This is a genomic window from Nocardioides daphniae, from assembly GCF_004777465.1.
In the GTDB taxonomy this organism is placed as follows: Bacteria; Actinomycetota; Actinomycetes; order Propionibacteriales; family Nocardioidaceae; genus Nocardioides; species Nocardioides daphniae.
In genome coordinates this window covers 3,342,268-3,363,281 of record NZ_CP038462.1, presented here as the reverse complement: position 1 = coordinate 3,363,281, position 21,014 = coordinate 3,342,268, and the positions used below count along the sequence as shown (strand labels likewise).

General features: G+C 71.7%; 17 protein-coding genes, 2 tRNA genes, 1 other RNA gene and 3 pseudogenes. 13 read left to right on the top strand and 10 right to left on the bottom strand.

What is annotated here, in order from left to right; translation table 11 throughout:
* Nucleotides 1-24: 24 nt before the first annotated feature.
* Nucleotides 25-3,048: pseudogene (eccCa, locus tag E2C04_RS16540) on the bottom strand (type VII secretion protein EccCa); the annotation flags it as partial.
* 248 nt (nt 3,049-3,296) lie between these two features.
* Here eccCa and E2C04_RS16535 point away from each other — a divergent pair.
* Genes E2C04_RS16535 through E2C04_RS16520 form a run of 4 tightly spaced genes read left to right on the top strand, consistent with a single transcriptional unit; the run spans nt 3,297 to nt 5,489 of the window.
* On the top strand, nt 3,297-3,620 hold the full coding sequence (locus E2C04_RS16535) for a WXG100 family type VII secretion target (RefSeq protein ID WP_135833437.1): 324 nt from the start codon (nt 3,297-3,299) through the stop codon (nt 3,618-3,620).
* Between the two features lie 11 nt (nt 3,621-3,631).
* The gene (locus E2C04_RS16530) at nt 3,632-3,922 is read left to right on the top strand and encodes a WXG100 family type VII secretion target (protein WP_135833436.1); all 291 of its coding nucleotides are present in this window, start codon (nt 3,632-3,634) and stop codon (nt 3,920-3,922) included.
* A gap of 2 nt (nt 3,923-3,924) precedes the next feature.
* On the top strand, nt 3,925-5,247 hold the full coding sequence (locus tag E2C04_RS16525; RefSeq protein ID WP_135833435.1) for an EsaB/YukD family protein: 1,323 nt from the start codon (nt 3,925-3,927) through the stop codon (nt 5,245-5,247).
* Nucleotides 5,244-5,489 (top strand): hypothetical protein, encoded by a 246-nt coding sequence (locus E2C04_RS16520; protein ID WP_135833434.1) that lies wholly within the window; start codon nt 5,244-5,246, stop codon nt 5,487-5,489. Before E2C04_RS16525 ends, E2C04_RS16520 begins: the two co-directional genes overlap by 4 nt.
* A gap of 68 nt (nt 5,490-5,557) precedes the next feature.
* On the opposite strand, the gene E2C04_RS16515 is transcribed toward E2C04_RS16520, so the two are convergent.
* Nucleotides 5,558-5,645: transfer RNA gene (locus tag E2C04_RS16515), tRNA-Ser, on the bottom strand.
* Nucleotides 5,646-5,775: 130 nt separating this feature from the next.
* On the opposite strand from E2C04_RS16515, the gene ffs reads away from it, so the two are divergent.
* From ffs to E2C04_RS16480, 7 genes and pseudogenes are all read left to right on the top strand, one after another.
* Nucleotides 5,776-5,865, top strand: an RNA gene (ffs, locus tag E2C04_RS16510) — signal recognition particle sRNA small type.
* Between the two features lie 77 nt (nt 5,866-5,942).
* Complete coding sequence (locus tag E2C04_RS16505) at nt 5,943-8,285, top strand: DNA polymerase III subunit gamma and tau (RefSeq protein ID WP_135833433.1); 2,343 nt, start codon at nt 5,943-5,945, stop codon at nt 8,283-8,285.
* Nucleotides 8,286-8,350: 65 nt separating this feature from the next.
* Complete coding sequence (locus E2C04_RS16500; protein WP_135833432.1) at nt 8,351-8,704, top strand: YbaB/EbfC family nucleoid-associated protein; 354 nt, start codon at nt 8,351-8,353, stop codon at nt 8,702-8,704.
* A gap of 18 nt (nt 8,705-8,722) precedes the next feature.
* The gene (gene recR / locus E2C04_RS16495) at nt 8,723-9,331 is read left to right on the top strand and encodes a recombination mediator RecR (protein ID WP_135833431.1); all 609 of its coding nucleotides are present in this window, start codon (nt 8,723-8,725) and stop codon (nt 9,329-9,331) included.
* Nucleotides 9,315-9,787: pseudogene (locus E2C04_RS22435) on the top strand (DUF5063 domain-containing protein); the annotation flags it as partial. The gene recR and the pseudogene E2C04_RS22435, both read left to right, overlap by 17 nt.
* Before the next feature lie 211 nt (nt 9,788-9,998).
* The gene (locus tag E2C04_RS16485) at nt 9,999-11,273 is read left to right on the top strand and encodes an aspartate kinase (protein ID WP_135833430.1); all 1,275 of its coding nucleotides are present in this window, start codon (nt 9,999-10,001) and stop codon (nt 11,271-11,273) included.
* A pseudogene (locus tag E2C04_RS16480) lies at nt 11,270-12,303 on the top strand (aspartate-semialdehyde dehydrogenase). The gene E2C04_RS16485 and the pseudogene E2C04_RS16480 overlap by 4 nt, the downstream one beginning before the upstream one ends.
* A gap of 68 nt (nt 12,304-12,371) precedes the next feature.
* Here E2C04_RS16480 and E2C04_RS17890 read toward each other — a convergent pair.
* The 4 genes from E2C04_RS17890 to E2C04_RS16465 form a co-directional block, all read right to left on the bottom strand.
* The gene (locus tag E2C04_RS17890; protein WP_158630737.1) at nt 12,372-12,515 is read right to left on the bottom strand and encodes a hypothetical protein; all 144 of its coding nucleotides are present in this window, start codon (nt 12,513-12,515) and stop codon (nt 12,372-12,374) included.
* 124 nt (nt 12,516-12,639) lie between these two features.
* A tRNA-Pro gene (locus E2C04_RS16475) sits at nt 12,640-12,713 on the bottom strand.
* 82 nt (nt 12,714-12,795) lie between these two features.
* Entirely contained in the window at nt 12,796-13,731 is a 936-nt protein-coding gene (locus tag E2C04_RS16470) for a metallophosphoesterase (protein WP_135833429.1), read from the bottom strand.
* Nucleotides 13,732-13,765: 34 nt separating this feature from the next.
* Nucleotides 13,766-14,221 carry a hypothetical protein gene (locus tag E2C04_RS16465; protein ID WP_135833428.1) on the bottom strand — a complete coding sequence of 152 codons (456 nt, stop codon included), beginning with the start codon at nt 14,219-14,221 and terminating at the stop codon, nt 13,766-13,768.
* Nucleotides 14,222-14,334: 113 nt separating this feature from the next.
* On the opposite strand from E2C04_RS16465, the gene E2C04_RS16460 reads away from it, so the two are divergent.
* Nucleotides 14,335-14,793: a GatB/YqeY domain-containing protein gene (locus tag E2C04_RS16460; protein WP_135833427.1), complete on the top strand. Its 459-nt coding sequence runs from the start codon at nt 14,335-14,337 to the stop codon at nt 14,791-14,793.
* 79 nt (nt 14,794-14,872) lie between these two features.
* Here E2C04_RS16460 and E2C04_RS16455 read toward each other — a convergent pair whose 3' ends face one another.
* A complete protein-coding gene (locus E2C04_RS16455) occupies nt 14,873-17,260 on the bottom strand; it encodes a penicillin-binding protein (protein WP_158630736.1) in 2,388 nt (795 codons plus the stop codon).
* 270 nt (nt 17,261-17,530) lie between these two features.
* Between E2C04_RS16455 and E2C04_RS16450 the strand changes: the two genes are divergently transcribed.
* On the top strand, nt 17,531-17,827 hold the full coding sequence (locus tag E2C04_RS16450) for a WhiB family transcriptional regulator (protein WP_135833426.1): 297 nt from the start codon (nt 17,531-17,533) through the stop codon (nt 17,825-17,827).
* 99 nt (nt 17,828-17,926) lie between these two features.
* On the opposite strand, the gene E2C04_RS16445 is transcribed toward E2C04_RS16450, so the two are convergent.
* The 3 genes from E2C04_RS16445 to E2C04_RS16435 are packed head-to-tail and all read right to left on the bottom strand — an operon-like array spanning nt 17,927 to nt 20,920.
* The gene (locus E2C04_RS16445) at nt 17,927-19,129 is read right to left on the bottom strand and encodes an ArsA family ATPase (protein ID WP_338088790.1); all 1,203 of its coding nucleotides are present in this window, start codon (nt 19,127-19,129) and stop codon (nt 17,927-17,929) included.
* Complete coding sequence (gene bagA / locus E2C04_RS16440; RefSeq protein WP_188421025.1) at nt 19,126-20,148, bottom strand: ATPase BagA; 1,023 nt, start codon at nt 20,146-20,148, stop codon at nt 19,126-19,128. Before bagA ends, E2C04_RS16445 begins: the two co-directional genes overlap by 4 nt.
* Before the next feature lie 10 nt (nt 20,149-20,158).
* Nucleotides 20,159-20,920, bottom strand: coding sequence for an IclR family transcriptional regulator (locus E2C04_RS16435; RefSeq protein WP_135833425.1), 762 nt, complete (start codon nt 20,918-20,920; stop codon nt 20,159-20,161).
* Between the last annotated feature and the right edge of the window lie 94 nt (nt 20,921-21,014).

Here is a 21,014-nt window from a genome sequence, read left to right as displayed (position 1 = left end):
GGGCGGGGGGGCGCCGCGGCGCAGGGCGTCGAGGTCGACGGACTCGGGAAGTCGGACGATCCGGGCGGGCCGGGGCCCGCTCCAGTGCAGGTCGACGGCGGCCACCAGGTCAACCACCTCGGAACTCTCGTCGAGGGCGGGGAGAGCGGTCAGCAGGTGCAGGCCGACGCCCACGAGCCCTCGCCCGGGGACGGAAGCGGGCACGGTCGCCGCGCGGGCCCTGTGGACCACCGACTCGGCCGGGTCGCCGAGGCGCAGCTCCAGCCGGGAGCCGAAGAGGTCGCGCACGGCGGGGCGCAGGTCGGCCCACCGAGGCGTGGCCACCACCAGGTGGACCCCGAAGGTGAGGGCGCGCTCGGCGAGCCGTTGCAGCGCGGACTCGAGCTCGTAGTCGTCGCCGCGCAGCGTGCCCCATCCGTCGACGACCACGAAGACCTCCCCGTAGCCGTCGTCGACCTGCCCGGCGGCGCGGGCACGGACGTACGCCTCGAAGCCGTCGAGGCCGTGGTCGCGGAAGAGCGCCTCGCGGCGGTCGACGACCTCCTTGATCTCCTGGGTGACCCGCGGGAGCAGGTCGTCACCGCGGGCGGCGTGCCCGACGACGTGGGGGAGCGACGCCAGCGGTCCGAGGCCCCCGCCGCCGAAGTCCAGGAGGAAGAGCTGCACCTCGACCGGGGTGGCGCTGAGCGCGAGGCCGGCCACGATCGTGCGCAGCGCCGTGGTCCGGCCGCTGCGCGGGCCGCCCACGACGGCGCAGTGGCCCGTCGCTCCGGTCAGGTCGAGGGTCCAGACGTCACGGCGCTGCTCGCGAGGTCGGTCGACGACGCCGACCGGAACCAGTCGTCCGGGCGCGGAACGACCGCGCGGCGAGTGCAGCCCGAGGGTCGGGTCGCGGCGTACGTCCCCGAGCAGCTCGCCCAGCGAGAGCGACTTCTCCAGGGGTGGCAGCCAGATCGCGCGGGCCCGAGGGGTGCCTGCGACGCGGCGTACGACGAGGTCGAGCGTGCTCAGCGTCGACGCCTTCGTGGGAGCGGGCAGGCGGTCGACCGGCGCGGTCGGCGGCCAGGGCAGGGGGAGCAGGGTCCAGGGCAGCGGGCGGCGCTGGACCGGAGCGGCGGCGACGCGTGTGGGCGGCGGTCCCGAGACGTACGCCGCGGTGAACCGCCGCAGGCCGCCCGTCCCGGTGCTGAGGTAGCCGGCGCCGGGCACCGACGGCAGCGAGAAGGCATCGGGGACGCCGATCGCGGCGCGGGACTCCGCGGCGGAGAAGGTGCGCAGCCCGATCCGGAAGGACAGGTGCGTCTCGAGCCCACGCAGCCGCCCCTCCTCGATGCGTTGGGAGGCCAGCAGAAGGTGCACGCCCAAGGAGCGCCCCACGCGGCCGATGGCGACGAAGACGTCGATGAACTCAGGGCGGGCGGAGAGCAGCTCGGAGAACTCGTCGATGCAGACGAAGAGGCTCGGCAGGGCCTCCGACGAGGCGTCGCGGGCACGGGCCTCGCGGTGGTCGGCCAGGGAGGAGTGGCCGTGGGCCCGCAGCAGCTCCTGGCGGCGGACGAGCTCACCGGTGAGCGTGTCGGCCATCCGGTCGACCAGCGACAGGTCGTCGCCGAGGTTGGTGACCAGGGCCGAGACGTGCGGCAGGTCGGAGAGGCCGGCGAAGGTCGCGCCACCCTTGAAGTCGACGAGCACCATCGCCAGGTCGTCGGGGGAGTGCGTCATGGCGAGACCGAGCACCAACGTCCGCAGCAGCTCCGACTTGCCCGACCCAGTCGCGCCGACCACCAGCCCGTGCGGGCCGTCACCGCCGTGCGCCGACTCCTTGAGGTCCAGCACGACCGGTCGGTGGTCCTCGTCGAGCCCGATGGGCACGGCCAGCCGCGAGTGGTGGGTGGGCCAGGTCGTCTGCGGTGACCAGCCGTCGAGGTCCTGGAGCCCGATCAGGGACGGGAGGTCGTCGAGGGCGGGGCGGTCCTCGGCCCTCGACGGCCGGTGGGCGCCGTCGAGGCGTCGCGCGACTTTCTCTGCCAGCGTGGGGCTGCACGGGTCCGGCGTGAAGCCGGTCGTCGCGTCCGGGGTCTGCCACGTCGCGGTGGTGCCGTGCAGGCGTACGACGCTCCTCCGGCTGACCGGCTCGGCGAGGTCTCGAGGGGTCAGCCTCACGACCGTGGTGGCGTCGGGCACCGACCCTGGGGAGTGGTGCTCGCCAACGACCAGCAGGGTGTGACGGCGCTCGTCTACCGGCAGGTCCTCGACGTGGGCCAGGACCAGGCGGAGGCCGGCTGCCACGTCGTGCTCGGTCTCCGAGCGGTGGTGCGGCAGCCACTTCACCCAGTCCCAGTGGGGCAGCTCCTCGGGTGGCGCCAGCAGGGCGATCCGCAGGGCGGCAGGGTGGTGCGCCGCCGCACTCTGCGCCAGCAGCAGTCGTACGAAGGCCAGCCGCTCGGCGGCGTCGCCGGTGACGGTCACCTCGTCCCAGTCCCGCCAGTCGAGGCCCAGCGGGAGCACCCGGTGCAGGCGCGCGTCGGCCGTCAGGGCCCGCACGGCGCCCACCGCCATCGGGTCGGCGCGGTCGGGGTCCTCGGGCGGTGACACCTGCGGCGCATGCTCAGGGGGCAGCGAGGCGGAGCCGATGCGGACAGGGCCGAGTTCACGCCCCCCAGCGCCTGCCTCGTGGACCCGGCAGAGGAGCGACGGCAGCTCGGCCTCAAGACGGGCCCGGCGCTCCGACGCGGCGGCGTCGACCTGCTCCCGCGCCCGGGCGAGCTGGCGCAGGAAGGTCCGGCGTACGTCGTCGATGCGCTGCTGGTGCTGCCGGCGCTGCCGCACGAGCTGGGTGCCGAGCAGCAGAGAGGTGGAGAGCAGGAAGAAGCCGCCGCCCACCAGGGCACGGGTCTGGCCCACGCCCGACATCCCGGCCATCATCACCATCGAGCCGAAGCCCGCGAGCATCGGCAACGCACCGGTCAGCACGGTGCTGCTGCCCTCCGGGGTGGGCAGCGTCGGGGGCGCCGGGACGGTGGTCGGACCAGTCGTCTGGGTGCTCACGGTGCCTCCTGGGGTCGGGTGTCCGGGAACAGTAGGTGGCGCGCGGCATGCCCTGCCGAGGTCGCGGGTCGCTCCTGTGAGCAACGTCGTCCGCCGGCTCCTGTGGACGGGAAGTGGCGCCCGGGAACGTCGTTCTCCACAGATTTCGCCCTTCTGCTCCGCGACGGTGGCGCCGGCCCCTGACCGGTCGGAAAGGTGCTCGGGGCGGGGACGACCGTCGCCGCAGTCTCGGACCAGGGGAGGAACGGATGAGTCAGTTGAGCCATGGAGACCTCGTCGTCGGAGAGGGGGTGCTGGCCGCCGCCGCCGATGCCGTGACGCAGGCGCGCTCCGACGTGGCCACCCTCAGCCAGCAGCTGGCGGGGCAGATCGAGGCCTTGGAGAGCAGCTGGAAGGGCGACGGTGCGCGCGCGTTCGAGCGGCTGCACCGCGCGTGGCAGGACAAGCAGCAGCGGGTCGTGGGGGCACTCGACGGCCTCTCCGCCGCGCTGGAGGAGACCGGTCGCGACGCGGTCGCCACCGACACCGCACAGGCCGACGCCACCCAGCGGCTGATCAGCCGGCTGGGTTGAGGGGAGACGACATGTTCAGCGGAATCCAGGTCGACCACGGTCAGCTCGACGAGGCGAGCCGCGACCTCGTCCAGGCAGCCGTCCGGATCGAGGGGCGCCTCGACCAGCTGGAGTCGGAGCTCGCGCCGCTGCGCTCCAGCTGGGGCGGGTCCGCGCAGGAGAGCTACGTGCTCGCCCAGCGCCAGTGGGACGCAGCCATGGTCGAGATGGTCACGCTGCTGCGTGACTTCTCGGTCGGGGTCACCGAGGCCAACGAGGCCTACCGGGCCGCGGACCTTCGCGGTTCCCGACGCTTCGGCTGACCGTGGCGACCCCGTCCCTGCTCCGGGTTCAGGTCACGGCCCAGCGCCGTCGACTCGACGTCAGCCTGCCGGCCGAGGTGGCCCTGTGGGAGTTCCTCCCCGAGGTGCTGCGCGGGCTCGGGTGGCGGCACGACCACGCGCGCACCGTCCTGGTGACGGCGGCCGGGAGGCGGCTCGACCCGGAGCGGGGGCTGCACGGTCAGGACGTCGTCGACGGTGACGTCCTGACCGTGGCGCACGCCCAGGAGCACCAGCCCGCCGTCCTGCGTGACGACCTGATCGAGGCGGTCCACGAGCGTGCGCGGGTGGTGCTGCCGTCGTGGAGCGACGGGGCTGCGGCACGTGCCCGCGTCGTCGCACCACTGGTCCTCGCCGGGCTGGTGGTGGCGGTCCTGTCCACCGCGCCGCTCCCTCCGCTCCTCGTGGCCGTGGCCTCGTCAGGGACGCTCGGGGTCCTTGCCGTGGCGGCGTACGTCGGACGCGACGGCCCGACCTGGGGCGCGGTCACGACGGCCTGGCTGGCGGTGGCCTGCGCCTCGTCGGTGGGACGTTCCGGGGCGCTCGTGCTGGGGCTCGGTGCCGGCGACGTGGGGGTGGTCGCCGCGCTGGCGGCCGGCGCGGTCGGCCTCGTCGCGCTCCTCGTGCACGGCGCGTACTGGCCACTGCACCTCCCGCCCCTCGTCGCCGTCGCGGTGTGGACCGCGGCCGGAGCGTTGACCGTCCCCGTGGGGGTGCCGCGGTGGGAGGTGCTGCTGGTGGTGCTCGCCGGAGCCACGCTCGTCTCGACGGCGGTCCCGGCCCTCACGGTCGGCGCCACCGTGGCCCGCAACCGGGGCGAGCCGGAGTCGACGATCGACGTGGAACGGTTGGACGTCGACATCCTCACGGCGCACCGCCTGGTCCTCGCCCTGCACCTGGCCGGCAGCCTCCTGCTACTGGCGCTCGTGCCGTACGCCGTGGGCGGCGGCGCGCTGCCGGTCGGCGCCCTCCTCGTCCTCGGTGCCGTGCGGCTGCTCCGGCTGCGGCACCAGCGCACCGCCGCGATGGTGGCCGCTGGCCTCGCCAGTGCGCTCCTGACCTCGGCGTGGCTGGTGCTGCACGTCGTGCTCGCCCGTCCGGACTGGGTCCCTTGGGTCCTGGCCGTCGCGCTCGGTGCCGCGGTGGCCGTTTGCCTGGCCACTGCCCTGACGGGTGGAGCCCGCGAGCGAGCGGGTGCCGGGGCGTGGTGGGGATGGTGCGGGGACGCCGCGGAGATGGTCCTGGTGGTCGTGCTGCCGCTCACCGTGACCGCTGCGCTGTGGTGGGACCGGTGGTTCACGTGGTGACGCGGGCGGAGGAGCTCGCCGCCCACCGGTGGATCCGGAACCATGCGGCGGCCTCACTCTTCGGCCGGGCACGGGCGTACGCACGTCCCCAGGGCCCGGCGCCGGGCGCGGGCGTGCTGACCGGCGTCCTCATGGCCTGCGTCGTGTGGGCCGCGCCGGTCGTCGTCGACGCCGTGCGCCAAGGAGCTCCGTCCTCGGGAGAGCCGGGCCACCCTCCGGCGCCGGCGCTCGCGGGACGGTGACGGTGGCGACACCGGAAACGCAGGACGCCGGCTCGCGTGGGCGAGCCGGCGTCCTGTCGATGCTGCTGTGGCGGAGGTAGGGGGATTCGAACCCCCGAGGGCGTTAACCCAACCCGCTTTCCAAGCGAGCGCCATAGGCCACTAGGCGATACCTCCGCCGGAGAGGTTACCCGTACCTCCCCCCGGCCCGGAAATCGCCCTGCACCACGCGTGGGAACGGCCCTCGGCAACGGCTGGACGGCTCTCACTTTGTGGCCGTCACCCTCACTGTCCTAGACTCCCCGACAACCCCCCGTGCGGCGGCATCTCACTGAATCCCCCAGGGCCGGAAGGCAGCAAGGGCAGGTGGGCTCTGTCGGGTGCACGGGGGGCCTTTGCGTTTCTCCTCTCACTCTGGTCACCGATCTCCCCACGCGGTGCGGAATCGTCGGTGCGGGTGGTTAGGGTTCAGACGTGGACTCACCGCTCGCTCTCTATCGCCGCTACCGGCCCGAGACGTTCTCCCAGGTCATCGGCCAGGACCACGTCACGCAGCCGCTGCGCAACGCCTTGGCGAACGACCGGGTCAACCACGCCTACCTCTTCTCCGGGCCACGCGGCTGCGGCAAGACGACGTCGGCGCGCATCCTCGCTCGTACGCTCAACTGCGCGCAGGCGCCCACCGCCGAGCCCTGCGGCGAGTGCGACTCGTGCCGCGACCTGGCCACCGGCGGGGGCGGCTCCATCGACGTGATCGAGATCGACGCGGCCTCCCACGGTGGCGTCGAGGACGCGCGTGACCTGCGGGAGAAGGCGTTCTTCGCGCCGGTGCGCGACCGCTTCAAGATCTACATCATCGACGAGGCCCACATGGTCTCGAACCAGGGCTTCAACGCCCTGCTGAAGCTGGTGGAGGAGCCGCCGCCGCACCTGCGCTTCATCTTCGCGACGACCGAGCCGGAGAAGGTCATCCCGACCATCCGGTCGCGCACGCACCACTACCCGTTCCGCCTGATCCCGCCGCGGATGCTGTCGGACCACATCGCCGACCTGTGCGCCCGCGAGGGCGTCCAGATCGAGCCGGCCGCCGTGCCGCTGGTCGTCCGTGCCGGCGCGGGGTCGGCGCGCGACACCCTCAGCGTGCTCGACCAGCTGATCGGTGGTGCCGGTCCCGAGGGGGTGACCCACCAGCTGGCGGTCGCCCTGCTCGGCTTCACCCCGGACACGCTGCTCGACGAGATCGTCGACGCCTTCGCCGCCTCCGACGGGGCCGCGGTCTTCGGTGTCGTCGACAAGGTCATCGAGTCCGGCCAGGACCCGCGCCGCTTCGCCGAGGACCTCCTGCGTCGCCTCCGCGACCTCGTCATCGTGGCCGCCGTGCCCGACGCCCCGACGACCGGCCTGATCGACGTCTCCCAGGACCAGGGCGAGCGCCTGGGGGCCCAGGCTGCCCGGTTCGGCGGCTCCGACCTGTCGCGCGCCGCCGACCTCGTCGCTGCCGGCCTGATGGACATGAAGGGCGCCATCTCGCCGCGCCTCCTCCTCGAGCTCATCTGCGCCCGGGTGCTGCTGCCCGGCGCCGACCACAGTGCCGACGGCGTGCAGGCGCGCCTCGACCGGATGGAGAAGCGGTTCGCCATCGGCGCCGTCCCGTCCGGTCACTCCGCCCCTGCGGCGGGTCAGCCTGCGGGTCAGCCGGTGGCCCAGCAGGCGCCGCAGCTGTCGCCCCAGCAGGCAGCCCGACAGGCAGCGCAGGCGGCCGCGCCGCAGCAGGCTGCCCCGTCCGCTCCGGCCCGGCCGGCTCCCACCCAGCCGGCTCCGACCCAGGAGACCCAGCCGGCTCCGACCCAGGAGACCCAGCCGGCTCCGACCCAGGAGACCCAGCCGGCTCCGACCCAGGAGACCCAGCCGTCCCGTGAGGCCACGCCGGCCGCTCCCGCGGCACCCGCAGCGCAGGAGCCTGCCGGTTGGGGTGCCCCCGGGTCAGCCCCGCAGCCCGCTCAGCCGCCGACTCAGCCGCCTGCCCAGTCGTCGACCCAGTCCCCGACCACGCCGACCAACCCGCCCGGTGCCCCGGCGGGCGGCCTGACCCTGGTCGACGTCCGACGGCTCTGGCCCGACGTGGTCGACGCGGTCCGCAGCCGCCGCCGGCTCGCCTGGATGCTGCTCACCCAGAACGCCCAGGTCACCGGCGTCGACGGCAACACCCTCACCCTCGGCTTCAACAACGCCGGAGCGCGTGAGTCGTTCGTCAAGGGCGGCAGCGACCTGGTCGTCCGCGAGGCCGCGATCGACGTCATCGGCGTCGCGTGGAACATCGACGCCGTCGTCGACCCCGGCGCGGTCCCCGGGGGAGCAGGGCCGGCGTACAACGTCACCACCCCCGCGGTGAAGCCTGCCGCCCAGCCCGAGCAGCGCCAGCCCGAGCAGCGCCAGCCCGAGCAGCGCCAGCCCGAGCAGCGCCAGCCCGAGCAGGCGCAGCCGAAGCAGCAGGCCGACCGCGGCAACGACGACGGCTACGAGCCGCCCCCGCCGATGGACCCGCCCGACGACGACGGTCCGCCGCCACCGGAGACGTACGACCGCCCGCCCGCCAACCCGCAGCCGCCCGTCGACCGCCAGTCCGTCCAGGCAGCGCGTGAGGCCATCCAGCAGACTCGTAGCGGCGAGATGCCCAAGCGCGACGACGACCGGGCCCTGGCCGACGCCGCCGTCAGCCGCGACGACCCGGACGCGGAGACCCAGGAGATGGACGGCGCCGAGCTGCTCAAGCGCACCCTGGGCGCCCGGGTCATCGAAGAGATCCGGCACCAGTAGACCCGCACCGCACCCACCCTCCGGCCGACGTGGCCGGAACCAGAGACACGACAAGAGGACTGAACATGAGCGAGAACCCCTTCGACGCCCTCGGCGGAGCCGGCGGCGGCGGTTTCGACATGAACGCCCTGCTCGCCCAGGCGCAGCAGCTGCAGAGCCAGATGGAGGACGCGCAGGCCCGCCTGCGCGCCGCCCAGTTCCCCGGCGAGTCCGGAGGCGTGAAGGTCCAGGTCTCCGGCGCCGGCGAGCTCACCTCGGTGCAGATCACCCCCGGCACCTTCGACGGCTCGTCCACCGAGGACCTCGAGGACCTCGGTGACCTGCTGGTCGCCGCCTACCGCGACGCCAAGGCGAAGGCGGAGGCGGAGGCGACGGCCGTCATGGGCCCCATCGCCGGCGGCTTCCCCGGCCTCGGCTGACCCGGGCAGGGACACAACTTGTACGAAGGTGTCGTCCAGGACCTCATCGACGAGCTCGGCAGGCTCCCCGGTGTCGGTCCCAAGAGCGCGCAGCGCATCGCGTTCCACATCCTCCAGAACGACCCGGAGGACGTGAAGCGGCTCGCCGACGTGCTCATCGAGGTCAAGGAGAAGGTCAAGTTCTGCTCGATCTGCTTCAACGTCTCCGAGGACGCGCAATGCCGCATCTGCCGCGACCCGCGGCGTGACCCGACGGTGCTGTGCTGCGTCGAGGAGTACAAGGACGTCGTCGCCATCGAGCGCACCCGCGAGTTCAAGGGGCGTTACCACGTGCTGGGCGGGGCGATCTCGCCCATCGACGGCATCGGCCCCGAGCAGCTGCACGTGCGTGAGCTGATGATGCGCCTGGCCGACGGCACCGTCACCGAGGTCATCCTCGCGACCGACCCGAACCTCGAGGGCGAGGCCACCGCGACCTACCTCACACGCATGCTGAAGCCCCTGGGGTTGCGCGTGACGCGTCTGGCGAGTGGACTGCCGGTAGGTGGCGACCTCGAGTACGCCGACGAGGTCACCTTGGGCAGGGCGTTCGCCGGACGGAGGGCTGCAGATGACGCTGGAAGCTGAGCCGACCGGGGCCGTGGTGCCCACGGTCGTCGACGCCGACCTGGAGGTCTTCGCAGGTCAGATCGCCGACCAGGTCGAGTCGTTCCTGATCGCGGTCAACGCGGTGGCCCACGAGGGCGACAGCGGTCGGGCGATCCCGATCCTGCTGCTCGAGATGGCGCAGATCTCCTTGGCCGGCGCGCGGCTGGGCGCCCAGATGGACTTCCGCCCGGTGGCCGAGCACCAGCCCGACGTCGGGATGGAGGGGACGTCGACGAGCTGCGCCGCGCCCTCGCCCTGGCGCTGGGTCCGGTCGACACGTACTCGTTCGTCTTCGACCCGTACTCGCCCGAGGTCGTCGAGAGCCAGCTCTCCGACGACGTCGCGAGCATCGCCACCGACCTGGAGAACGGCCTGCGCCACTACCGGCGCGGCGACCTCGTCGAGGCCCTGTGGTGGTGGCAGTTCTCGTACGTCTCCTCGTGGGGCAACCTGGCCGGTGCGGCGCTCAACGCCCTCTGGTCGGTCGTGCAGCACGCCCGCCTCGACGTGGAGGACCCCATCGACGAGGAGGCCGTCGCGGTGGCCGATGAGATCCTCGTCAGCGGTGCCGACACCCCCGATTAGACTTGCCGGCGTCGGCGCGCCGCGTCGGCATTCCCCAGCCAACAAGCAAGGTGGTAACTCCGTGGGCATCGTCGTGCAGAAGTACGGGGGCTCCTCCGTCGCTGACGCAGCCGGCATCAAGCGGGTCGCCCAGCGGATCGTCAACACCAAGAAGGCCGGCAACGACGTCGTCGTCGTGGTCTCGGCCATGGGTGACACCACGGACGAGCTGCGTGACCTCGCCGAGGAGGTGAGCCCGCTCCCGCCGCCGCGTGAGCTCGACATGCTGCTCACCGCCGGCGAGCGCATCTCGATGGCCCTGGTCGCGATGGCGATCGCCCAGCTCGGCCACAAGGCGCAGTCGTTCACCGGGTCGCAGGCTGGCGTGATCACCACCGCCGAGCACGGCAAGGCGAAGATCATCGACATCACGCCGGGCCGCATCCAAGCCGCTATCGACGAGGGCTCCATCGCCATCGTCGCGGGCTTCCAGGGCGTCTCCCAGGACACCAAGGACGTGACCACGCTGGGTCGCGGTGCCTCGGACACCACCGCGGTCGCGCTCGCCGCCGCCCTCGGCGCCGACGTCTGCGAGATCTACTCCGACGTCGACGGTGTCTTCACCGCCGACCCGCGCATCGTCCCGACCGCCAAGAAGCTCGACAGCGTCTCCTACGAGGAGATGCTGGAGATGGCTGCCTCCGGCGCCAAGATCCTCCACCTGCGGTGCGTCGAGTACGCGCGCCGCTTCAACATGCCCGTCCACGTGCGCTCCTCCTTCTCCACGAAGGAAGGCACCTGGATCCTGCCGACCCCCAGCGAGAACGAGGCAACCATGGAACAGGCCATCATCTCCGGCGTCGCCCACGACCGCAGCGAAGCCAAGATCACCGTCGTCGGCGTGCCCGACAAGGTCGGCGAGGCCGCGCGCATCTTCGAGGCGCTCGCCGACGCCGGCGTCAACATCGACATGGTCGTGCAGAACATCTCCGCCGCCGCCACCGGCCTGACCGACATCTCCTTCACGCTGCCGCGCGAGGACGGCCAGACCGCCATGGGCGCCCTGGCGAAGGTCGAGTCCCAGATCGGCTACGAGAAGCTGCTCTTCGACGACCAGATCGGCAAGGTCTCGCTGATCGGCGCCGGCATGCGCTCCTACCCGGGCGTGACCGCCAAGTTCTTCGCGTCGCTGGCCAGCGCCGGCATCAACATCGAGATGATCTCCACGTCGGAGATCCGCATCTCGGTCATCGTCGACTCCGCCGACGTCGACAACGCCGTGCAGGCGACCCACACCGCGTTCGGCCTCGACGCCGACGAGGTCGAGGCCGTGGTCTACGGAGGTACCGGCCGATGACTGCGATCGGGATCGTCGGCGCCACCGGCCAGGTGGGCGTCGCGATGCGCCAGATCCTCGAGGAGCGGAACTTCCCCGCGACCGAGGTCCGCTTCTTCGCCTCGGCCCGCTCGGCGGGCAAGGTGCTGCAGTTCCAGGGCAAGGACGTCGTCGTCGAGGACGTCGCGACCGCCGACCCGACCGGGCTCGACATCGCGCTGTTCTCGGCCGGCGCCACAACCTCGCGGGCCCAGGCCCAGCGCTTCGTCGACGCCGGCGTGATCGTCGTCGACAACTCCTCGGCCTTCCGCAAGGACCCCGAGATCCCGCTGGTCGTCTCCGAGGTCAACCCCGAGGCGTTTGCCGGCGTGGTCGAGGCGGGCCGCGGCATCATCGCCAACCCAACTGCACCACCATGGCGGCCATGCCGATCCTCAAGGTGCTGCACGACGCCGCAGGCCTCAAGCGCCTCGTCGTGTCGACGTACCAGGCCGTCTCCGGCTCCGGCGTCGCCGGTGTCGAGGCGCTCGCCTCGGGCGTCGAGGCGATCGAGGACCCGCGCCCGCTGGCGTACGACGGCACCGCCGTCCCGCTCGGCGAGCCCGCGCCCTACGTCGAGTCCATCGCCTACAACGTGCTGCCGCTGGCCGGCTCGATCGTCGACGACGGCCTCAACGAGACCGACGAGGAGCAGAAGCTCCGCAACGAGTCCCGCAAGATCCTCGGCATCCCCGACCTCAAGGTCTCCGGCATCTGCGTGCGCGTCCCGGTCTTCAGCGGCCACTCGCTCGCGGTCAACGCCGAGTTCGAGGCCGAGCTGACCCCGGAGAAGGCCCGCGAGCTGCTGGCCGACGCCCCGGGCGTGCAGCTGGAGGAGATCCCGACGCCGCGGAAGGCGGCGGGCAAGGACCCGTCGTACGTCGGTCGCATCCGTCAGGACGAGGGCGTCGACGGCAACCGCGGCCTGGCGCTCTTCATCAGCAACGACAACCTGCGCAAGGGCGCTGCCCTCAACACCGTGCAGATCGCGGAGCTGCTCGTCCAGAAGTGACGCGCTGGCTCTGAGAGCCACTCGAACGCCTGTCCCGGCCTCCGGGGCAGGCGTTCGTACATCCGGGCTCAGGCGGGCGTCCCGCGCAGGATCCACCACGCCCCTGCGCTCGCGGCGAGGGCGGTGGGCACCGCGTCGAACTGCTCGGTGAGCGCCAGGACACCGGTCGCGACCAGGCCGACGAGCGCAGCAAGACGGGACGGCACCTCCATGACCACTCCTTGTGTCGCGTATATACACCAACATACTCGACTAAAGCGTGGAGGGCGGGAACGCCCCGTGGGGAAGCCGTAAATGCAGAACTCCCCGGATCCAGAAGGATCCGGGGAGAAACTGTCGGGCTGACAGGATTTGAACCTGCGGCCTCCTCGTCCCGAACGAGGCGCGCTACCAAGCTGCGCCACAGCCCGATCGTGAGCACCTGATGGATTGCTCCGGGCACTCACGAACGAAGTGAGCATAGCCGAGGGGGCGCAGCGGTACTAAATCGGGTCACGCCTTCGGGACGAGGGTCATCAGCGTCGCCTCGGGGCGGCAGGCGACGCGGAACCGGACGTACGGGTTGGTGCCCACGCCGGCCGAGACGTGCAGCCAGCTCGACCCCGCCTCCCCGGGCTTCGACCCGGCGGGATGGCGGTGCAGCCCCTTGGCGCGCGCCGGCTCGAGGTCGCAGTTGGTGGTGAGTGCTCGACCTCGCCCGTCGACCGTCGGCAGGCAGACCTGCCCCCCGTGCGTGTGGCCCGCGATGATCGCGTCGTAGCCGTCACGGGCGAATGCGTCGAGCACCCGCAGGTAGGGCGCGTGCACCACGGCCAGGCGTACGTCGGAGGTCGCGTCCGCAGGCCCCGCGACGCGGTCGAGCTCGTCGTAGCCCAGGTGCGGGTCGTCGACGCCGGCGAAGGCGATCCGGGTGCCCTTCACCGTCAGCGACCCGAACCCGTTGCCCAGGTCGAGCCAGCCACCGCCGTCGAAGGCCTGCTTGAGCTCGGGCCACGGCAGGTGCGGCGTCGACGTGTGCCGCTTGCCGCGGTCGGGGAGCAGGTAGGCGAACGGGTTGCGCATGGTGGGCGCGAAGTAGTCGTTGGAGCCCATCACGTAGGCCCCCGGATGGGTCAGCAGCCCCGCCAGCGACTCGACCACGTGCGGCACCGCGTGCCGGTGGGCCAGGTTGTCGCCGGTGTTGATCACCAGGTCAGGATCGAGGTCGGCGAGCGAGGCCAGCCACTCCTGCTTGGCGCGCTGGGCTGGGGTCATGTGGATGTCGGAGAGGTGGAGCACCCGCAGTGGCTCGTGGCCTGCGGGCAGCAGCGGCACCGTGACCTCCCGCAGCGTGTACTGGCGGGCCTCCCAGGCTGCGTACGCCGCCAACGTACTGCCGGCGATCAGGCCGAGGCCGGCGGTGCGTCCCAGTGCGGTGAGTGCGTTCACGCGTCACAGCGTGTCACACGGCGGCGTCCTCAGGTCACGGAGCGGCGGGGGTCCCCTCGGGGCAGGGGATGGAGCGCGCCGTGACCTGGGGGGCCACCTCGTACTCCCGGCACGCCAGGCCCCAGGCGGCTTCTCCCTGGTCGGGTGGGAAGAAGCTCCCGGACTCCCAGTACTGGTAGACGGCGACCGTCACCGACGCTCCTTCCCGCTCACGCACCACCCACGTCGATCCGCCGTGACTCTCCGTGATGGCCGGGGCCGGTGTGGAGAGCCACGCTTCGGCCGCGGCGCCGCGCTCCTCCTCGGTCGTGGCTCCCGCCGTCTGCATCTCGCGCTCCAGACCCGACAGCAGCGGGCCGTCGGCCAGCTGCGCCGCCTGCTCGTCGGCATCGTCCTGGAGTGAGCTGCAGCCTGCCAGGAGCACCAGCCCGGTCAGCAGGGCCGCCCCGCGCGGCCGGGTGGTCGCCCGGGAGCGAAGGGATCGGGTCATGGGAAAGATCCTTCCAGCCGTGCGTGGCGTGACGACCGATGACGTCGGCGAACCCCGCACAAGGGGGCGGCGGCCCCGGTGCCGGAGCAGGCAATGCCTGACACACTGGTCCCATGAGTGAGCTGAAGGACCGTCTCCGCAGTGACCTGACCGCCGCCATCAAGGCCCGCGACGAGGTGCGTTCCTCGACGCTGCGCATGGTGCTGACCGCGATCACCAACGCCGAGGTCGCCGGCAAGCAGGCCAAGGAGCTCAGCGACGACGACGTGCTGACCGTGCTGACGAGCGAGGCGAAGAAGCGCCGCGAGGCGCACGCCGCCTTCGCGGAGGCGGGGCGCGACGAGATGGCGGCCAAGGAGAAGGCCGAGGCCGAGGTCATCGCCGACTACCTCCCGACCCCGCTCACCGCCGAGGAGGTCTCCGCGATCGTCGCTGCCGCCATCGAGCAGACTGGCGCCGCCGCCGACGGGATGAAGGCGATGGGCAAGGTCATGGGTGTCGTGACGCCGCAGGTGAAGGGCCGCGCCGACGGTGGCGCCGTCGCCGCCGAGGTGCGTCGCCAGCTCGGCTGAGCCACCCACCCGCGGGGCGAGACAGACGCAGAACGGGCACCGAGGTCATCCTCGGTACCCGTTCTCGTACGCAAGTGCCTCAGCGGCGGTTGGGCCCGCCGCGGCCGCGGCCCCGGCCTTCGCCGCGCGGCTTCTTCTTCGGCTTCGGCTTGGACTTCGGCACGTAGCCTGACGACGGGTAGATGTAGACCGTGTCGCCGCTGCTCAGCGAGGAGCCGCTGCCCGGCGACGACCAGGCGACGAGGCCCTCGCTCACGTTGGAGTTGACCGTGCCGCCGACGGAGACCTCGAAGCCGGCGTCCTCGAGGACCTTGGTGGCCTTGTCGATGGTCATCCCGCTGACCGAGGGCACCGGGGTGAGGGCACCCAGGATCTGGGATCCGGAGGGCCGCTGGAACTCCTCGTCGGGCAGGTACTGGGCGACCACCTTCATCGCGTCGCCCCACATCGGTCCGGCGGTGCCGGAGCCGGAGGCGGAGCTGACGTAGGCGCCGCCGACCGACTGGCCGTTGAGGGTGATCGGGGTGCCGTAGGAGTTGGCGCCGGCGATCATCGAGGCGGCCGCCAGGTTGGGCGTGTAGCCCGCGAACCACACGGCCTTGTTGTCGCTGGTGGTTCCGGTCTTGCCAGCCGACTGCTGCGGCAGAGCCAGGCCGCGGCCGTAGCCGAAGCCGCCGGGCTCCTGGACGCCGCGCAGCACGTCGTTGACCGCGTCGGCGACGGAGCCGGCCAGCACCTGGGTGCAGTCCTTGGGGTAGTTCTTCAGCACGTTGCCGGCGGCGTCCTCGATGGAGGTGACCGGCCGCGCGGCGCAGTGCAGGCCGCGGCCGCCGAAGGTCGCGTACGCCTCCGCGACCTCGAGCGGGCTGGTGTCCGCGATGCCGAGCCCGAAGGTGGGCACCCGCTCGGGCAGGCCGCCGCCGGGCTCCTTGCCCTCGGGGTTGGTGAGCTCGATGCCCATCTCCTTGGCGAGCTCGTACGGCTCGCAGAGGCCGGTCGACCTCGTCAGCTGCAGGAAGTAGGTGTTCACCGAGAGCCGGGTGCCCGTGTACATGTTCATGGGCCCGGACCGGGTGGAGTTGTTCGTCTCGAAGGGCGCGTAGCCGTAGGGCTCCCCGTCGCAGTCCTCGAACTCACTCTCGTTGAACATCATCTTCGGGGGCGAGTTGATCGACTGCGTCATCGAGATCTTGCCCTGGTTGAGCGCGGCTGCGAGCACGAAGACCTTGAAGGTCGAGCCGGCCTGGAAACCGTTGGAGTCACCCAGCCGCTTCGGGACGACGTAGTTGAGCATCGTCTGCCCGATCTTCTTCTTGGTGCCCATCGGACGCGACTGGGCCAGCGCCTTCACGTCACCGGTGCGCGGCTCGACCATGGCCAGGCCGCCGATCGCCTGGTCGGTGGGGAAGACGCGACGGCGTACCGACTCGTCGGCCGCCTTCTGGAAGTTGAGGTCGACGGTCGTCTTGATCGTCAGGCCGCCGGAGCGGAGCAGGTCGCGACGCTCCTCCTTGGTCTTGCCCAGCGCCTTGTCCTCGAGGAGGTAGCGGTAGACGTAGTCGCAGAAGAACGCGGCGGGGGAGTTCACGCAGCCGTTGGCGGCGGGCTGGCGGTCGAGACCGAGACCCTTCTCCTGCAGGCGCTCGGCCTGCTCGGCGGGGATCACGTTGAGCTGGGCCATCCGGGCGAGCACCACGTTGCGACGCGCCTTGGCGCGGTCGGGGTAGTTGACCGGGTCGTAGCCGACCGGGTTCTTCACCATGCCCGCCAGCAGCGCGGCCTCCTTGACCGTCAGCTTCTTGGCGTTCTTGTTGAAGTAGCGCTTGGCTGCGGCCTGGACGCCGTAGGCACCGTCGCCGAAGTAGGCGATGTTGAGGTAGCGCTCCAGGATCCAGTCCTTGGAGTACTTCTGCTCGAACGCGATCGCGTAGCGCAGCTCGCGCAGCTTGCGCTCGTACGTGTCGTCGGTGGCCGCGGCGCGGGCCTCCGGGTCGTCCTTCGCCTGGTCGACCAGGGTCAGCTTCACCATCTGCTGGGTGATCGAGGAGCCACCCTGGACCACGTTGTCGGCGGCCTGGTTGCTGATGAGGGCGCGCAGGGTGCCCTTGAGGTCGAGCGCGCCGTGCTCGTAGAAGCGGTAGTCCTCGATCGCCAGGATGGCCTGCACCATCGGCTTGGAGATCTGGTTGAGGGTGACCGTGACCCTGTTCTCGTCGTAGAACGAGGCGATCAGGTCACCCTTCGCCGAGTAGACGTTGGTCTTCTGGGCGAGCGGCTTGAAGTCGAGCTCGGCCGGGAGGTCCTCCATCTGCTCGGAGACGTCGGTGGCCATCGAGCTGGCGACGAAGGCGAACGGCATGACCATGCCGGCAGCCAGGACTCCGAGGGCGGTGGAGACGGCGGCCATGATCCCCAGGTGCTGGGCGATGCGGCGCTTGCGACTCGGCGAGTGGTCAGGCGTGGACATGAGGGTCAGCCTACGTGAGTCGCGGAGGACACCCCATCACACTTTCCACGCCTGCGTGGGGCTTCTGCCGGAGTTTTCACGGTCTCGGCCCTGGTCGTCCCCCACCCGATGTAGTCATTAGTGACTAGTCACACGTGACTATGCGATCTGGGCTAAAGGTGTCTGTCCCTGCGCCAGGCTGGTCCATACCTTTGTTAATGCAGCATCAATGGTGAGTCGGAGTCGTGGGGATGTCCACCACCATATTGAGGATCTTTTGGGGAGAGAGACATGTGGGTTGAGGACTGGTCGTCAAAGGCGGCTTGCAAGGACTCGTCACCGGACCAGCTGTTCGTCCGGGGCGCTGAGCAGAACAAGGCGAAGCAGCTCTGCAACGGCTGCTCCGTCCGTACCGAGTGCCTGGCGGAGGCTCTCGACAACCAGATCGAGTGGGGCGTCTGGGGCGGCATGACCGAGCGTGAGCGCCGCGCGCTGCTCCGCCGTCGCCCGGGTGCCTCGTGGCGCACCGTCCTCGAGTCCGCTCGCGAGGACCACGCACGTACGGGGGTCCAGAGCCTGCAGCTCTGACCCGACGCTGACCCCCCTCGGTCCATTCCCAGGGGCAGGCAGCGCTGCCGGACCACGGACGTCCCCGGCCACCCGAAAGGGCCGGGGGCGTCTGGCATTTCAGGGGCGGGACGCCCGCGTCAAGGGGAGCTCACCCCTCGGCGAGCAGCTCCCCGATCTGGCGTAGGCCCTCGAGGTCATGGACGTCGGTCGGCAACGCCGGGACCACCACGGTCGGCACCGTCGGGTGGGCCGCGGCGAAGCGACGGCGTACGCGGCCCTCCCGCTCCACCAGCCGCAGGCGGCGCGCGTGCAGGCGCAGCAGGCCGGCGGTGAGGTCGTTGTCGGGAGACGGCGCGTACGCGACAGGCGCGCCGCCGCGGCCCCCGCCTCGTCCGCGGTCAGGTCGCCGTCGCTCTCGCGCGCCGCACGGTTGACGACCAGCCCGGCCAGCGGCATCTCGTCCTCGTTGAGCCGCTCGACGAAGTACGCCGCCTCCCGCAGCGCGTCCTCCTCGGGCGCGGCGATCACCAGGAAGGCCGTCCCGTCGGCCTGGAGCAGGGCGTACGTCTTCTCCGCCCGCGCCCGGAAACCGCCGAAGAGCGTGTCGAAGGCGGCGATGAATACCTGCATGTCATTCAGCACCTGCCCGCCCAGCACCCGGTTGAGGGCAGCGGTCACGATGCCGAGCCCGGCGGTCATGAAGCGAGCCGGGCCCTTGGCCGGGGCCAGCAGGATCCGGATGAAGCGACCGTCAAGGAAGCTCGAGAGCCGCTCCGGCGCGTCGAGGAAGTCCAGGGCCGAGCGCGACGGCGGGGTGTCGACCACGATCAGGTCGTAGCTGCCGTCCTTCTGCGCCTGACGGTGGATCTGGCCGAGCTTCTCCATCGCCATGTATTCCTGCGTGCCCGCGAACGAGCTCGACAGCGCGACGTAGAAGGGGTTGGAGAGGATCTGTTGCGCCTTCTCCGGCGAGGCCTGCGAGAGCACCACCTCGTCGAAGGTGCGCTTCATGTCCAGCATCATCGCGTCGAGCGAGCCCTCGCCGCCCACGTCCGGCACCGGCCGGGGGGTGTTGTCGAGCTTCTCGATGCCCATCGACTGCGCGAGCCGGCGGGCCGGGTCGATGGTCAGCACCACGACCTTGCGGCCTCGCTCGGCCGCGCGCAGCGCGAGGCTGGCGGCCGTGGTCGTCTTGCCGACGCCGCCGGAGCCGCAGCAGACGACGATCCCGATGTCGCGGTCGTCGACCAGGGCGTCGACGTCGAGGGCGGGCGCGGCGTGGGCCGTGCTGGCGAGCGGTCCGACGCGGGTGCGGGTCATCGTCCGAGCCCCTGGTCCTTGAGGAGGGCGGCGAGCTCGTAGAGCCCGCCGAGGTCGACGCCGTCGACGAGCTGGGGGAGGGCGTACGTCGGCACCCCGACCCCCTCGACGACCTGGCGCTGGGTGGCCTCGAGCTCGAGGCGCAGGGCGTGGTCGCGGCCCTGGGCGAGGAGGGTGTCGACCAGGGCCGGGTCGGGCTCCAACCCGGCCGTGGAGAGGCCCCGAGCCACCGCGTCGCCGTCGAGGGTCCCGGAGGCGGCGTGCGTGAGCAGGTCGTCGTCGAGCTCCTGCGGTCGTACGAGGTTGGCGACGATCGCGCCGACCGGCAGGTCGACGTCGTGCAGCTCGGCGATCCCGTCGACCGTCTCGGTCACCGGCATCTCCTCGAGCAGGGTGACCAGGTGGATCGCCGTGCGCCCGGAGCGGAAGAGCGTCATCACCTTGTCGGCCTGGCCGCGGATCGGCCCGACCTTGGCCAGCCCGGCGAGCTCGCCGTTGACGTTGAGGAACTGGGCGATCCGCCCGGTGGGCGGGGCGTCGAGCACGACGGCGTCGTAGGTGAGCGCGCCCTTGTGGCGGCTGTTGCGCTGCACGGCCTCGAAGACCTTGCCGGTCAGCAGCACGTCGCGTACGCCCGGGGCCACCGTGGTGGCGAACTCCATGACGCCGAACCTCTCCAGCGCCTTCCCGGCGCGACCGAGCTTGTAGTACATCGCCAGGTACTCCAGCAGGGCCGACTCGGCGTCGATGTGCAGCGCGTGCACCGTGCCGGCGCGGCCCTCCTCGTCGGCCAAGCCTCGGGCGATCCGGGTCTCGGCGTAGGGGAGCGGGTCGACGTCGAACATCCGGGCGATGCCCTGGCGTCCCTCGACCTCGCAGAGCAGGACGGTGCGCCCCGACGAGGCGAGCGCCAGGGCGAGGGCGGCGGCCACCGTCGACTTCCCGGTGCCGCCCTTGCCGGTGACGACGTGCAGCTGCACGCCGGACCAGTCGGGGGAATTCTTGGTCTTGGTCTCCACGTCGCCCAACCTAGTGGCGGGACAAGGCGATCGACAGCGCGTGTGCCTCGCGCAACAGCAACGGGCCGAGCTCACGACGCCGTGCAGGAGTGAAGCGCTGCTCGATGCCGGTCAGGCTCAGCGCCCACGCCGGGCGCTCGGCGGCGTCGAAGACGGCGGCGCCCATCCCCCACGAGCCCTCGATGATCAGGCCCGGGTTGGTGGCCCACCCCTCCTCGCGGGTGGTGGCGATCCGTGCGCGCACCGCGTCGGCCGTGTGCGTCGGGCCGAAGTCGGTGCCCAGGTCGACCCGGGCCAGGTGGTCCTCGACCTCGGCGTCGGGCAGGAACGACAGCACGGCCAGGCCGGCGGAGGCGACGCCGAGCGGGAAGCGGATGCCTTCGTGCAGCACGTGCGAGCGGATCGGGAACGAACCGTCCTCGCGCAGCAGGCAGATGGTCTCGTCGCCGCGGCGGGCGGAGAAGAAGGCGCTCTCGCCGGTCAGCTGCGACAGCCGCCGCACGACGGGCTGGGCGAGCGCGGTGACGTCGTACCGGGCCTTGGCCGCGTTGCCCATGAAGAAGAGCTCGGGGCCGAGCAGCCAGCGGCCGCTCTCGGCGTCACGGTCGGCGAGCCCGGCCTCGGCGAGCTGGCTGAGCAGGCGGTGCGCGGTGGGACGGGCGAGCCCGACGGTGCGGGCGAGCTCGGTCGTACGCGCGCCCGACGGCTCGGCGGCGGCCACCGCGCGCAGCAGCGCGGAGACGCGTCCGACGACGTCGGCCGGAGTGTTCATTGAGTGAACGCTACACGTCACTATGTGTCGCAGGACGAGAGATTCGCGTCAGCTGGATGGCCTTCGATTGACGCCACGACGCCCCTCCGTTGGA

Bases quoted from the DNA above. Each gene is read 5' to 3' on its own strand.
- E2C04_RS16535 (WP_135833437.1), top strand. From the start codon at position 3,297: ATGAGTCAGTTGAGCCATGGAGACCTCGTCGTCGGAGAGGGGGTGCTG.
- E2C04_RS16530 (WP_135833436.1), top strand. From the start codon at position 3,632: ATGTTCAGCGGAATCCAGGTCGACCACGGTCAGCTCGACGAGGCGAGC.
- E2C04_RS16500 (WP_135833432.1), top strand. From the start codon at position 8,351: ATGAGCGAGAACCCCTTCGACGCCCTCGGCGGAGCCGGCGGCGGCGGT.
- E2C04_RS17890 (WP_158630737.1), bottom strand. From the start codon at position 12,515: ATGGAGGTGCCGTCCCGTCTTGCTGCGCTCGTCGGCCTGGTCGCGACC.
- E2C04_RS16465 (WP_135833428.1), bottom strand. From the start codon at position 14,221: ATGACCCGATCCCTTCGCTCCCGGGCGACCACCCGGCCGCGCGGGGCG.
- E2C04_RS16460 (WP_135833427.1), top strand. From the start codon at position 14,335: ATGAGTGAGCTGAAGGACCGTCTCCGCAGTGACCTGACCGCCGCCATC.
- E2C04_RS16455 (WP_158630736.1), bottom strand. From the start codon at position 17,260: ATGTCCACGCCTGACCACTCGCCGAGTCGCAAGCGCCGCATCGCCCAG.
- E2C04_RS16450 (WP_135833426.1), top strand. From the start codon at position 17,531: ATGTGGGTTGAGGACTGGTCGTCAAAGGCGGCTTGCAAGGACTCGTCA.
- E2C04_RS16445 (WP_338088790.1), bottom strand. From the start codon at position 19,129: ATGACCCGCACCCGCGTCGGACCGCTCGCCAGCACGGCCCACGCCGCG.
- E2C04_RS16435 (WP_135833425.1), bottom strand. From the start codon at position 20,920: ATGAACACTCCGGCCGACGTCGTCGGACGCGTCTCCGCGCTGCTGCGC.